The organism is Xanthomonas campestris pv. badrii (genome assembly GCF_012848175.1).
In the GTDB taxonomy this organism is placed as follows: domain Bacteria; phylum Pseudomonadota; class Gammaproteobacteria; order Xanthomonadales; family Xanthomonadaceae; genus Xanthomonas; species Xanthomonas campestris_C.
Genome location: NZ_CP051651.1, coordinates 4,638,348 through 4,651,364, shown reverse-complemented (window position 1 = coordinate 4,651,364; position 13,017 = coordinate 4,638,348). Strand labels below are relative to the sequence as shown.

Genomic DNA, 13,017 nt, shown 5'->3' with positions numbered 1-13,017 from the left:
GGGTGCGGTGTACTGAAAATCCTGGACCGCCTTACTGTCGTCTCACGTCTTTATCCGTTTGAGGCAACCGTCTTCCGCCGTACCCTCACCCCAACCCCTCTCCCATAGGAGAGGGGCTTGATCGCAATCACTGGCTCTCCCATTGGGAAGAGGGGCTTTAGCCGTTACGCAGCTGCGGCTTCTGGCTTGCCCAGTACACCGGCGACGAAGGCGCGGATCTCCGAATCCTGGGCGTTATCAAAGAAGCACTGCTGGAAACGCTCGCCGCCGATGGCCTGCTTGATCAGCTCCGGGTCGATGGCGCGCAGGCCGTCCAGGTAGGACTTGGCGGTGGCCTGCTTGACCTGGGTCAGGATGCCGGCGTTGGCCGCCTGCGATTCGCGACGCTCGGCCGGGTAGCCCATGCCGCGCTCGCCACTGAAGGCCTTTTCGAAGATGTAGCGCACGTTGATTTCAGCGCCCCAGCCGTAGCCCTTGGCGAATGCCAGCGACAGCGCGTTGCCATTGTTGACCTGGGCAAACAGGTAGGCGTCGGTCGGCTCGATGCAGTAGCCGCAGAACACGCCCGGATGCGCGTTGAGCGACATCATGGCGCCCTGGCCGGTGCCACAGCCGGCAACCACGAAGTCCACCGCCTTGGAGTTCAACAGCAGGCTGGCGACGATGCCCAGGTGGATGTAGGTCAGGCGGTGGTCGTTGTCGCCGTCCATGCCGACGTTGAAGACGCTGTGGCCCTGCTCGCTAGCGACGTCGTTGAGCTGCTGCAGGATCACCGGGTTCTTGGCGGCCTGGCTAAACTCATTCATGAGTGCGATTTTCATGGGAATGCTCCGATTGGGTTGGGGAAGATTTTTGAAATGCGGTTGATGCGTGCGCTTGAAGGGTGGGCTGCATGAGTGCCTGTGGGTACGCGAGCGCACCGACCCTCATCCGCCCTTCGCGCACCTTCTCCCAGTGGGAGAAGGCAGCCGCGCGTTTTTCTCAGCGTGCCAGCCAGCCACCGTCGACCGGGATGATGGCGCCGTTGACGTAGTCCGACGCGCTGCTGGCCAGGAACACAGCGGTGCCGCCGAGGTCGGCCGGCACGCCCCAGCGCGCGGCCGGGATGCGGTCCAGGATGGACTTGTTGCGATCGGCGTCCGCACGCAGTTGCGCGGTGTTGTCGGTGGCCATATAGCCCGGTGCAATGGCATTGGTGGTCACGCCCTTGCTGGCCCATTCGTTGGCCAGCAGGCGGGTGATGCCGGCGATGCCGGACTTGCTGGCGGTGTAGGACGGCACGCGGATGCCGCCCTGGAACGACAGCATCGAGGCGATGTTGATGATCTTGCCGCGGCCCTGGGCGATGAAGTGGCGGCCAGCCGCCTGCGCCATGAAGAAGGCCGACTTCAGGTTGACGTTGAGCACGTCGTCCCAATCCTGCTCGCTGAAATCCACCGCGTCGGTGCGGCGGATCAGGCCGGCGTTGTTGACCAGGATGTCCAGCCCGCCCAGGCCGGCGATGGTCTCATCGACGATGCGCTGCACCGGCTCGATGCTGATCAGGTTGGCTTCGATGGCGATGAAGCGACGGCCCAGCGCCTTGACCTTTTCTTCGGTCTCGGTGGGCGCCTGGATGCCGGCGGCCGCGATGTCGGCACCTGCCTGCGCCAGTGCCAGTGCGATGCCCTGGCCCAGGCCGGTATTGGCACCGGTGACCAGTGCGACCTTGCCTTCGAGACTGAACGGATTGCTCATTACCTTATCGCTCCTGCTGGGTGTATCACGGTGTGAGGGGTGAACCGCGCAGCGCGCGGCAGAGTGCGTCGATGTCGTTTGGACTGCTGCGTCGCCAACGTCTGAGATGGAGCCCGCCGACGATGCCGGTGCCGGCCTGGATCGCGGGCGTCACCGAAGCGAACGATGGTGCAACACCGGGTTTACTTGAGCTGGCAGATGTCCAGCACGTGCATGTCGGTGTAATCCAGGTTTTCGCCGCCCATCGCCCAGATGAAGGCGTAGTTGCTGGTGCCGGCGCCCATGTGGATGGACCACGGCGGCGACACCACCGCTTCGTTGTTCTGGATCACGATGTGGCGCTGCGCGTCGGGCTCGCCCATGAAGTGATAGACGCGGTCGTTGGCACCCAGGTCGAAATAGAAATACACCTCGCTGCGACGGTCGTGCAGGTGCGGCGGCATGGTGTTCCAGACGCTGCCCGGCTTGAGCACGGTCAGACCCAGCAGCAGCTGCGAGGACTGGCAGGTGGCCGGCACGATGTACTGGTAGATGGTGCGCTCGTTGCTGGTTTCCAGCGCGCCACGGTCCAGTGCCACCGCATCCTTGATCGACAGCTGTTTGGTTTCAAAGCGCGCATGCGCCGGCGTGGAGGCCAGGTAGAACTGCGCCGGGTTGGCGGCATCGGCCGAGGCGAAACTGACATCGGTGCTGCCCATTGCCACATACAGCCCGTCCTTCGGCCCCAGCGTGTAGGCGGTGCCGTCCACGGTGACCGTACCGCTGCCGGCACCGACGTTGATGACGCCCAATTCGCGCCGTTCCAGGAACGGGTGGCCCGCTGCGGACGCGGGTTCGGTCTGCCTGGGCAGCTCCAGCGTCTTGCCGACCGGCGCGGCGCCACCGAGCACGAAGCGCTCGTAGTGGGTGTATTTGAGGGTCACCGCATCGTTCACGAACAGGCCGTCGAGCAGATAGAGCTCGCGCAGGTCGTCGTTGCTGGCGCCCTTGATGGCGTCGGGATGGGTGGCGTAATGGGTTTTGCAGTACAGGGACATGCGCCTCTCCGGTGACAAGCGGGTGGGGTCGTGGGCTTGCACCGGGCTAGTCTACCGGCTCTGGTTAACCGGTGTCATTGCGCAGTGCACGATAGTGACTTCGGTGGCGCGACGACGGCGTCCCTTGTCCCGACGGGAGAAGGTGCCCCGCAGGGACGGATGAGGGTGCGGGCGAAGCCGGGGGCAGCGCCTACGATTGAAATGGCTGTCTGCCGCCGTGCCCTCACCCCAACCCCTCTCCCGCAGGCGGGAGAGGGGCTTTTGATCCCTTTTCCCAACCGGAGAAGAGGGGCTTTTGATCCCTTTCCCATCGGGAGAAGGTGGCGCGTGGCGCCGGATGGGGGTGCGAGGCTGCGCGTGGTGTTGGGTGTGCGGATTGGTGGTCGGGGAGAAGCTCTTGTGCGCTTCCTCCGTCAGCTCATGACTGAGTTTAGATGGCTGTCTACCGCCGTGCCCTCACCCCAACCCCTCTCCCGCAGGCGGGAGAGGGGCTTTACGGCAGCGACCGGCGGACTGCCTTCCCCCGCCTGCGGGGGAAGGTGCCCGAAGGGCGGATGGGGGCAAGCTGTTGGCCGATCGAGCCAACAGTTCTCACCCTGGGCACAACGCCCTGCAAGGTGGGCCGAAGGCCGGAACCGTGGGATGCGGCGCGCGGTCTTCAATCTTCCGGCGCGGCACGGCGCAGTGCTCAATCTTCCGGCGGTTGACAGGAATCGCGCACGATCAGGTGCGGGCGCACGCTGGCAGTGGGCAGCTGCGGGGCGTTGTCGGGCTGGATCAGCATCGCTGCGGCAGTACGCCCGGTGTCACGGGTGTGGCGGCGCACCGAGGTCAGCGGTGGCCACAGCCGCGAAGCCAGCGAGCTGTCGTCGTAGCCGATCACCGACAGCTGGCGCGGAATGCTGATGCCTGCGCGCAGCGCCACCTTGTAGATACCGGCGGCCATTTCGTCGTTACCGGTGAAGATGGCGGTGGGGCGCTTCTTGCCCAGCAGCAGCTTTTCGGCCGCGGCCACACCCGATTCGAAGGTATAGCCGGCTTCCACGATGCGTTCTGGCGGCAGCTCGATGCCGCGCCGGGTCAGCGCGTCGGCAAAGCCGGAGGTGCGCTCGATCGAGGAGCGGTAGGCGCTGGGGCCGGTAACCAGGGCGATGTCGCGGTGGCCGAGCGAGAGCAGGTAGTCGGCCGCCTCGGCGGCGCCGTCGCGGTCGTGGGTGATCACCGTCTGCGAGGTGGTGTCCAGCGCGATCGAGGCGATGCGGGTGTAGCGGCAGCCGATCTCGGCCAGCATGTCGGCCAGCGCCTGGTCTTCGGAGGCGCGCGGCACCAGGATCACCCCGTGCAGCTTCTGCGCCTGGGCGAAGCGGCGTACGCCTTCGATGTAGCCGGGGCTGCGGCTGTCGCAGGGGTGCACCACCAGCTCGAAGCTGGAGCCGCGCAGCGCGTCCAGCGCGCCGTACTGCATGTCCACGATGTACTGCGCGGTGGGGTTGTCGTAGACCATGCCGATCAGGAACGAGCGCCGGAACGCCAGCCCGCGGGCGAGCGGATCCGGCGCATAGCCGACCTCGCGCATCAGCGCTTCGACCTTCTCGCGGGTGTCCTGCCGCACCAGCGGCGAATTGTTGATGATCCGCGACACGGTCTTTTTCGACACGCCCGACATCCGTGCGATGTCGTTGATCGTGGCGACCTTGCCCTTCGGCAGGCCGGGCATTCCTTCTTCAGGCATCTTGCGGGCGGGCATAGCGGTCAACCAGTGAAGTTGATTGGATTCTACCGGCCCTGGGGCCGGCAGACCTGAGCGACGCCTGCCACTGCACCGCAGCTGCCAGGCCGGGCCGGCCGCAGCAGGCGGCGCGGCGGCATGCCCGACGATGCAGAACGGTCAGTCCAGGGCGCGGTAGCGGAAGTTGCGGAACTCCACCTGGCCGGGACCTGCGGCATACAGCGCCGGCTTCAGGGCCAGGAACTTGCCGGCCACGTTGTGGTGGTAGCCGGACACTTCCATCTGCACCGGGTACTTGGTCCAGGCCTTGCCATCGGTACTGCTGTGGATGGTGACGATGTGGCGGTTGTTGGTGACCCGCAGCCACAGCGTGCCGCCGTGGCGGCTGGGCGCCAGCTTGCCCGGGCGCTCCTCGCCGTAGCGGTGCATGACGAAATTTTCGCCATTGCTGCCCACCCCGGCGTAGAGCTTGTCGCTATAGAACAGCAGCGCCCCGCCCTGCCCGCCCGGTGCCACGGTCATCTGCACCTCGAACTGGTAGGCCGGGTCGGTGGCGATCACCGTCAGTGGCGAGGCATCGCGCGGCGCGCTGCCCTTGCCCTGCAGCCGCAGCACGCCATCCCCCACCTGCAGGCGCTTGGCCTCGTCGGCGGCCGGGTTGAAGAACGCCCACTGCGGGCCCAGCGTGCTGGCACGGAAGTCGTCCGACAACGCCAGCCCGTGTTGCAGGGCCTGGCCGCTGGGCTTTTTCAGCGGTGTGCCCAGGTCCCCACCCTTGGCGACGAACCAGCCATCGGGTGTCCATTCGATCGGGTCCAGCAGCGCCTGCCGGCCCAGCGTCCAGAAGCCGTGTTCGTAGCCGTGGTAGAGCATCCACCAGCGCTGGTCGGTGCCCTCCACCAGGGTGGCATGGCCGCGCGACCACCATGGCTCGTCGGCGCTCCTGGTGCGGGTGATCGGGTTGTTGGGGGCGTTCTGCCAGGGACCATGGATGGAGCGCGAGCGCGCGGTGATCACCATGTGCCCGGTCGGCGGGCCGGCGGTGCCGCCCACCGCGGTGGTCATGTAGTACCAGCCGTTGTGGCGGGTGATCTTGGGGCCTTCCTGGGCGTAGCCTTCCACGTCCCAGCTTTCCGGGTACTTCCAGCCGTCGTAGACGTGCTTTGGCGTGCCGACCACCTTCAGGCCATCGTCGGACAGCTGCACGTAATCGCCGCCACTCAGGAACAGGTAGCGCTTGCCGTCTTCGCCCACCGCATGGCCGGGGTCGATGTACTTGCCAAGACCGATATCGATCGGCGTGCTCCACGGGCCGGTGATGTCATCGGCCCACACCACGAAGTTGCTGCGCTCGCCCTGGTCGCCGCGGCGGGCCGGAAAGTAGATGTAGTAGCGCTTGCCGTGCTTGATCAGGTCCGGCGCCCAGATCGCGCCGACGTTCCGGGTGATGGCGTGGCCCAGCGGCTGCCAGTTGACCAGATCGCGCGAATGCCAGATCGGCAGGCCCGGGTAGGCGTCGAACGAGGACAGCGTGAGGTAGTAGTCGTCGCCGTCCTTGAGCACCGACGGGTCGGGATGGTCGCCGGCAAGCACCGGGTTGAGGAAGGTGCCATTGCCCTGATCGGCAATGCGCTGATGTTCGATGCCGCGCTTCCAGTCGGCCGCGGCACTTAGACCGGTGTACAGCAACAGTCCGCCGGCCAGCAGCCAACGCAGACGGGGTGAGGTGATACGCATACGCATGCTTTCTCCTGGTCCCCGCGGTGCGGGGCGATGCGGTCACCGGCAGGCAATGCCACCGGTTGACCGGATGAGGCGGAACCCTCCCGCCAGCAGCAACGTCCTGCACAGTCGGCAAGGCGTCGCACGCGCCCGGCAGGTGGGGGATCGATGCGGCAGCGCCTGCCGCATCGATCACACCCGTCCACCAGGCACCCAATCGCTCAGTGCGTCATGCCCTCACGCACGCAGTGCGTGTGGCAGCCACAACGACAGCTCCGGGAAAAACGCCACGATCAACAGCACGCACAGCGCCGCCAGCCAGAACGGCCAGATGGTGCGCATGCTCTGGGCAACGGTGATCTGCCCGATCGAGGTGCCGATGAACAGCACCGAGCCGATCGGCGGGGTGATCAGGCCGATACCGCCGGCCAGCACCATCACCAGGCCGAAGTGGATCGGGTCGATGCCATAGGCCTTGACCACCGGCAGGAAGATCGGCGTGCAGATCAGGATCTTCGGCGCCAGGTCCATGAACATGCCCAGCAACAGCAGCATCACCACGATCATCAGCAGCACGGTGTTCTTGCTGTCGGCGATGGCCTGCAGGAACTTCACCGCCGCGGCCGGCACCTGCAGATACGCCAGCAACCAGCCGAACACGGCCGCCGTGGCGATCACGAACAGGATCACGCCGGTGGTGCGCGCCGCATGCGTGACCGCGGCGAAGAACTCGGCCCAGCGCAGCTGGCGATACAGCAGTGCGGTGACGATCAAGGCGTACACCACGGCGATCGCCGCGCTCTCCACCGCGGTGAAGATGCCGGCGCGAATCCCGATGAAGATCAACCCCACCAACCCCAGGCCGGGCAGCGCACCGATCAGCCGCAGCGCCACCGCACGCCACCCAGGAAAGGCTTCGGTGCCGTAGCCGCGATGACGCGCCACCGCATAGCCGGTGGCCATCATTGCCGCGGTCATCAACAGCGCGGGAACGATGCCGGCCGCGAACAGATCGGCAATCGACAGGCCGCCACCGGCCGCCGCGGAGAACAGGATCAGGTTATGCGAGGGCGGCACCAGCAAGGCCACCAGCGCCGCGGTCATGCTCACGTTCACCGCGTAATCGCGGTCGTAGCCGCGCTTGATCATCTGCGGAATCATGGTGCCGCCGACCGCCGACACATCGGCAATCGCCGAGCCGGACACGCCGCCGAAGAACAGCGACGACAGCACGCTGACCTGACCCAGGCCACCGCGCACGCGACCCACCAGGGATGACGCCAACGCGATCAAGCGTTCGGAAATGCCGCCACGCAACATCAACTCGCCGGCGAAGATGAACAGCGGAATCGCAATCAGCGACGCCGAGCCGCTGCCGGCGGAAATCTGCTGCACCAGCACCACCGTGGGCAGGTCCAGATACAGCAGCGTGGCCAGTGCCGCCGCGCCCAGGGCGTAGGCCACCGGCACGCCGATCAGCAGCAGCACCACGAAGGTTCCCAACAACATGGCGATGCCCATCAGCGCACTCCTCCGGCCTGGATCGGGCGCAGCACACGCCACACCTTGTACAAGGCAAACAGCACCATCAGCGCACCGCCGATCGACAACGGCAGGTAGTTGATGCTCTGCGGCATCTGCGCGCCGGCCATCTTGATGTCCAGGCCATCGACCAGCAGCGCCGCGCTCCACCACGCCAGCACCGCACCGATGGCGAGGATCATCAGCGGGCGAATCACTTCGAAGATCCGGCGTACCAGCGGCGGCACGTGTTCGCCCAGCAGATAGAAGCCGAAGTGGCGATTGGTGTGCACGCCTGCGGCAGCTCCCAGGCTCAACGCGGTACTCAGCAGCAACAGCGTCACCGGCTCGGTCCAGCTGGGCGAGTCGTTGAGCACGTAGCGGGTGAATACCTGCCAGCCCTGCACGACCACCAGGCCCAGCAACGCCAGCGAGGCCACGCCAATGGCAAGGTCGGAAACGCGGTCCAGCGCGCGCTGCAACGGCGCGACCGGGACGGCAACAGTCTCGGGTTCGGTCATCGGGACACCTCTATGCAAAATCGCGGATGCGGCGGTACAGCGCTTCGATCTCCGGCTGCTTGCGGTAGTCGGCCAGCAGCGGCGCGGCAGCGGCGCGGAACGCCGGCATGTCGACCTGGTTGAGCTTGACGCCGTAATCGATCACCTGCTGGCGTGCCACCGTCTCGGAGGCATCCCACAGGTTGCGCATCACCGGCACCGACGCGCGCGCCAGTTCCACCACCAGGTCGCGATCGGCCGCGCTCAGCGATTGAAAACTCTGCCGAGACATCACCAGGATGTCCGGCGCGTAGGAATGCTCGCTCTGCGACCAGTAATGCGCGGCCTCGAAGTGGCGGCTGGACTGGAAGCTGCGCATATTGTTTTCCGCACCGTCGATCATGTGCGTTTCCATCGCCGAGAACGTCTCGCCCAGCGACATCGGCGTGGGATTGGCGCCCAGCATGCGCATCAGCTTGAGGAAGATGTCCGAGGAGGCCACGCGCAGTTTCAGGCCCTTGAGATCTTCCGGGCGATGCAGCGGGTGCTTGGTGTTGTAGAAGCAACGCGCGCCCGAATCGTAGATCGCCAGGCCGACCAGGCCGCGCTGCTCGAAGCTGCGCAGCACGCTGTCGCCCACATGCCCGTCGATGACGCGGCGCAGATGCGGCACCGAGTCGAACACGTACGGCAGGCACAGTGCCTGGGTCAGCGGAAAGGTGTTGTTCAACGCACCCGAATACACCCGGGTGATGTCGATGGCGCCGAAGCGCGCCATGTCGATCGCCTCCGACTCGCGGCCCAGCTGGCCGGAATGGTACTGGCGCAGTTTGAGCCGGCCATTGCTGCGCTCTTCGAGTTGCTTGCCGAACCACCGCACCGCTTGCACCGTGGGGTAGTCGCCCACGTGCACGTCGGTGGCGGTGAGCAGCTGGCCGCCGGGGATCGGCGTGGTGGCGCCGGCACCCAGCCAGGGGCCGGCGGCGGCGGCGCCGAGCCCGGCACCGAGGAAATGTCTGCGTGTGATCATTGGCGCCCTCCCAAGCGTCTGGTCACGGGGTCCGCGCCTAGCTGGCGGACACGGCCGTACAGGAAATGTCGCCGATGCCGGCGAAGCGAATCAGGGCATGCTGTCCCACTTCGATGTCATGGATACCGGTGGCATTGCCGGTGGCAATGAGATCACCGCGCTTGAGCGGACGCCCGCGCTGAGCCGAACGGCTGAGTGCAAATGCGTAGGCCGCACGCAATCCGCCCGGCAGCGTGGTGGCGCCACCGGTGCCCACCACCTGGTCGTCGATCAGCGTTTCGGCGGTCAGCGCGGTTTCGTCGCGGCCCAGCCAATCGGTGACCTCCGGCCCCAGGATCAGCCCGTTGTTGTTGCCGAAATCCGAAATCACCACTCGTGGCCCCAGCTTGTTGATCGTGGCCAGTGGGCTGCTGGCGATCTCAACGCCAATGAACAGCCTGGCCGGCAGCGCAGCGGCCTCGTCCGGGGTGTAGTGGATCTTGCCACTGGGGGCGTCGGCCTCCAGGCGCAGCACGTATTCGGCTTCCACCGCGCCGAAGCCACCGACATAGATCGGGAACTCGGTTGTTCCACCGGTAGCATTCCAGAGCTTCCGAGAGAAGATCGGGCCCAGCAGACGCTCGTCGCCAGAGGCATCGCGGCGCTCGGCGGCGATATAACCCACCTTCCAGCCGACCACCTGGTCGTGCCACTGGCTGATCGCGATGTCCTGCACCTGGTAGGCGGTCGCCAGATCGGCGGGGATTTGCCCGGGAAAGTCGGGTAGCGAAGCCCCGGCACGGCGTGCCTCCACAAAGCGCTGGGCGATGTCGGACAGCGCGGATGTGGACGTTGGCGGGGTGGCGGCGTCGTTGCTCAAGGGTGTCTCCCTGATAGGTGTTTTGTTGCACTGCCAATCGACAGCGGCACGGTGTGCTGTATATGGTAAACCGGTGTCATTGGCAATGTGCAGTGCGGCATTGTGACCGTCAATGCGAAGCGACCCGGGAGGGGTGATGCGACAGACAATCCATCAATGCAGTGGCCGCAGGCCTTTGCGCCGGTTGCGGCAGCGCCTTGCGCTGACCCTGGGCGCCCTGGTGCTGCTGGGCACACCCGCCTGGGCGGCCGAGGTGGCCAGCGCCGACACCGCCGCCGAGCAGGCCAGCCGGATCGCGCTGTGGCCCGCCGGGATGGCACCGGGAGACGCCGCACTGGCGCAGCCGCAGCGCATCGTGGACCGCAGCAGCGATGCCGCCCACCCCGACCGCTATATCCAGTCCATCAGCCAGCCCTATCTGGTGGTGTACCGGCCCAAACAGCCCAACGGCACTGCGCTGCTGGTCACTCCGGGCGGCGGCTACCAGCGCATCGTGCTGGACAACGAGGGCAGCGCCCTGGTGCCGGGCTTCGTCGACCAGGCCGGGTTCACCCTGTTCGTGCTGCGCTACCGGCTGCCGGGCGAAGGTCATCCGAACGGCGCCGACGTGCCGCTGGCCGACGCCCAGCGCGCGCTGCGGCTGATCCGCGCCAATGCGGCGCGTTATGGCATCGATGCGCACCGGGTCGGGGTGATGGGGTTTTCGGCCGGTGGCCATGTCGCCGCCAGCCTGGCCACGCGCCATGCCGCGCAGGTGTACCCGGCGCAGGATGCCGCCGATGCCCTGAGCGCGCGGCCGGACTTCGCGTTGCTGATCTATCCGGTGATCGACATGGACAGCGCCAACGCGCATCCGGGCTCGCGGCAGCGCCTGCTCGGCAGCGCGCCCAGCGACGCGCAGGTGCGTGCCTACTCGCCGCAGCTGCACGTGGACGCGCGCACGCCGCCGACCTTCCTGCTGCACGCCCAGGACGACAGCGTGGTGCCGGTACGCAACAGCCTGCTGATGCACGACGCACTGCTGCGTGCCGGAGTACCCAGCGAGCTGCATGTATTTCCGCAAGGCGGCCATGGCTTCGGCACCGACCGCATCGCCGGGCTGACCCTGGCCGCCTGGCCGCAGCTGGCGCAGGCCTGGATTGCCCACCTCACCACGCCACCGGCAGCGGCGGCATCGGCGAAGAAGGATGCCGGGCGATGAGCGCACCCCACGCGCCCGACCCGCGCCGCCGCACGCTGCTGCGCGGTGGCCTGCTTGCGACCGCCGTGGCCGCCTTGCCCGGCGTTGCCGCAGCCGCCGCGGCGCCAACACCAGCGCCGCCACGCGACGACAGCGCACCGCTGGCACACCTGCGCAGCGGCACCGTGCGCGGCCTGCGCGATGCAGGCGTCTGCGTGTTCAAGGGCATCCCGTACGGCAGCGACACCGGCGCGCGACGCTTCCAGGCCCCGCTACCGGAAGCGCCCTGGCAAGGCGTGCGCGATGCCAGTGGATTCGGCGCCGCCGCCCCGCAATCCAGGGCCAGCGAACCGACCAGCGAAGACTGCCTGTTCCTCAACGTGTGGACCCCGGCCCTGCGCGATGGCGGCAGGCGGCCGATCCTGTTCTATATCCACGGTGGCGGCTACACCACCGGCTCCGGCAGCGACCCGCTCTACGACGGCGTGCGCCTGTGCAAACGCGGCGACGTGGTGGTGATCACCGTCAATCACCGGCTCAACCTGTTCGGTTACCTGTCGCTGGCGCAACTGGGCGACGCCAGCCTTGCCGATTCGGGCAATGCCGGCCAGCTGGACCTGATCCAGGCGCTGCACTGGGTGCGCCAGCACGCCGCCGAATTCGGTGGCGATGCCGGCAATGTCACCGTGTTCGGCCAGTCCGGCGGCGGCGCCAAGATCGCCACGCTGATGGCGATGCCGGCCGCACGTGGGCTGTTCCATCGCGCCTGGACCATGAGCGGGCAGCAGGTCACCGCGGCAGGGCCGCGCGCAGCCACCCAGCGCGCGCAGCTGCTGCTGGACGCGCTGAAGATGACGCCAGCCGATCTGCCGCGCCTGCGCACGCTGCCGGCGGCGCAGCTGCTGGCTGCTGCTGCGCAAGTGCGCGACCCCTCGCGGGTGGAAAACAGCGCGCTGTATTTCGGCCCGGTGCTGGATGCGCGCAACCTGCCGGTACATCCATTCTGGCCCACCGCACCGCTGCAGTCGGCCGCCATTCCGATGGTGATCGGCAACACCCACGATGAAACGCGCGCGTTTTTCGGCAACGATGCGAAAAACTTCGCACTGCGCTGGGACGAGTTGCCGGCCAAGCTGGAAGCCCAACAGTACGTGGACCTGTTGCCGCAGGTGGTGATTGCCCAATACCGCCGGCTGTATCCGCACTATTCGCCGTCGGAGGTATTCTTTGCCGCGACCACGGCCGGGCGCTCGTGGCGAGGCGCGGTCGAAGAGGCCGAAGCGCGCGCACGCCAGGGCGCACCGACCTGGGTGTACCAGCTGGATTGGGGATCGCCGCTGGATGGCGGCAAGTTCGGCGCCTTCCACACGCTGGATATTCCGCTGGTGTTCGACACGATTGCCCAGCCCGGCTCGCGCACCGGCGATAGCCCCGCGGCGCAGCAGATGGCCGACCAGATGAGTAGTGCCTTGCTGGCGTTCGCGCGCCACGGCGACCCCAATCAACGCGGCCTGCCGCGCTGGAAGCGGTATTCGCTGGAGCGCCGCGAAACGCTGTTGTTCGATGTGCCGAGCCGGCTGGCCAACGACCCGCGCGGCGGCGAACGACGGCTCTACCAACAGGCCCCCTTCATTCAACGCGGGACGTTCTGACCACGTCCTGGTTTGGGAAAGCCAACAGGCGTGCCGGATGGTCGCCACTC

11 protein-coding genes are annotated in these 13,017 nt (G+C 67.0%); 2 read left to right on the top strand and 9 right to left on the bottom strand.

The features are described from left to right. Nucleotides 1-164: 164 nt before the first annotated feature. The 9 genes from HG421_RS19670 to HG421_RS19630 form a co-directional block, all read right to left on the bottom strand. On the bottom strand, nucleotides 165-821 hold the full coding sequence (locus tag HG421_RS19670; protein WP_169707816.1) for an RpiB/LacA/LacB family sugar-phosphate isomerase: 657 nt from the start codon (nucleotides 819-821) through the stop codon (nucleotides 165-167). 160 nt (nucleotides 822-981) lie between these two features. After that, nucleotides 982-1,737 (bottom strand): 2-dehydro-3-deoxy-D-gluconate 5-dehydrogenase KduD, encoded by a 756-nt coding sequence (gene kduD / locus HG421_RS19665; RefSeq protein WP_169707815.1) that lies wholly within the window; start codon nucleotides 1,735-1,737, stop codon nucleotides 982-984. Between the two features lie 182 nt (nucleotides 1,738-1,919). Then, the gene (kduI, locus tag HG421_RS19660; RefSeq protein ID WP_169707814.1) at nucleotides 1,920-2,774 is read right to left on the bottom strand and encodes a 5-dehydro-4-deoxy-D-glucuronate isomerase; all 855 of its coding nucleotides are present in this window, start codon (nucleotides 2,772-2,774) and stop codon (nucleotides 1,920-1,922) included. A 688-nt stretch (nucleotides 2,775-3,462) separates the two neighbouring features. Then, entirely contained in the window at nucleotides 3,463-4,521 is a 1,059-nt protein-coding gene (locus HG421_RS19655) for a LacI family DNA-binding transcriptional regulator (protein WP_064507993.1), read from the bottom strand. Between the two features lie 141 nt (nucleotides 4,522-4,662). Then, nucleotides 4,663-6,246, bottom strand: a complete 1,584-nt coding sequence (locus tag HG421_RS19650; protein ID WP_169707813.1) for a family 43 glycosylhydrolase — start codon at nucleotides 6,244-6,246, stop codon at nucleotides 4,663-4,665. A gap of 216 nt (nucleotides 6,247-6,462) precedes the next feature. After that, a complete protein-coding gene (locus HG421_RS19645; protein ID WP_169707812.1) occupies nucleotides 6,463-7,746 on the bottom strand; it encodes a TRAP transporter large permease in 1,284 nt (427 codons plus the stop codon). Next, nucleotides 7,746-8,267 (bottom strand): TRAP transporter small permease, encoded by a 522-nt coding sequence (locus HG421_RS19640; RefSeq protein ID WP_169707811.1) that lies wholly within the window; start codon nucleotides 8,265-8,267, stop codon nucleotides 7,746-7,748. Before HG421_RS19640 ends, HG421_RS19645 begins: the two co-directional genes overlap by 1 nt. Before the next feature lie 10 nt (nucleotides 8,268-8,277). Continuing rightward, the gene (locus HG421_RS19635; protein WP_169707810.1) at nucleotides 8,278-9,276 is read right to left on the bottom strand and encodes a TRAP transporter substrate-binding protein; all 999 of its coding nucleotides are present in this window, start codon (nucleotides 9,274-9,276) and stop codon (nucleotides 8,278-8,280) included. Nucleotides 9,277-9,313: 37 nt separating this feature from the next. Further along, on the bottom strand, nucleotides 9,314-10,135 hold the full coding sequence (locus HG421_RS19630) for a 2-keto-4-pentenoate hydratase (RefSeq protein WP_169707809.1): 822 nt from the start codon (nucleotides 10,133-10,135) through the stop codon (nucleotides 9,314-9,316). Between the two features lie 136 nt (nucleotides 10,136-10,271). Here HG421_RS19630 and HG421_RS19625 point away from each other — a divergent pair, with 136 nt between their 5' ends. Both HG421_RS19625 and HG421_RS19620 read left to right on the top strand, forming a co-directional pair. Further along, nucleotides 10,272-11,336 carry an alpha/beta hydrolase gene (locus tag HG421_RS19625; protein ID WP_169707808.1) on the top strand — a complete coding sequence of 355 codons (1,065 nt, stop codon included), beginning with the start codon at nucleotides 10,272-10,274 and terminating at the stop codon, nucleotides 11,334-11,336. After that, nucleotides 11,333-12,967 (top strand): carboxylesterase/lipase family protein, encoded by a 1,635-nt coding sequence (locus tag HG421_RS19620; RefSeq protein WP_169707807.1) that lies wholly within the window; start codon nucleotides 11,333-11,335, stop codon nucleotides 12,965-12,967. The genes HG421_RS19625 and HG421_RS19620 overlap by 4 nt, the downstream gene beginning before the upstream one ends. Nucleotides 12,968-13,017 lie beyond the last annotated feature (50 nt).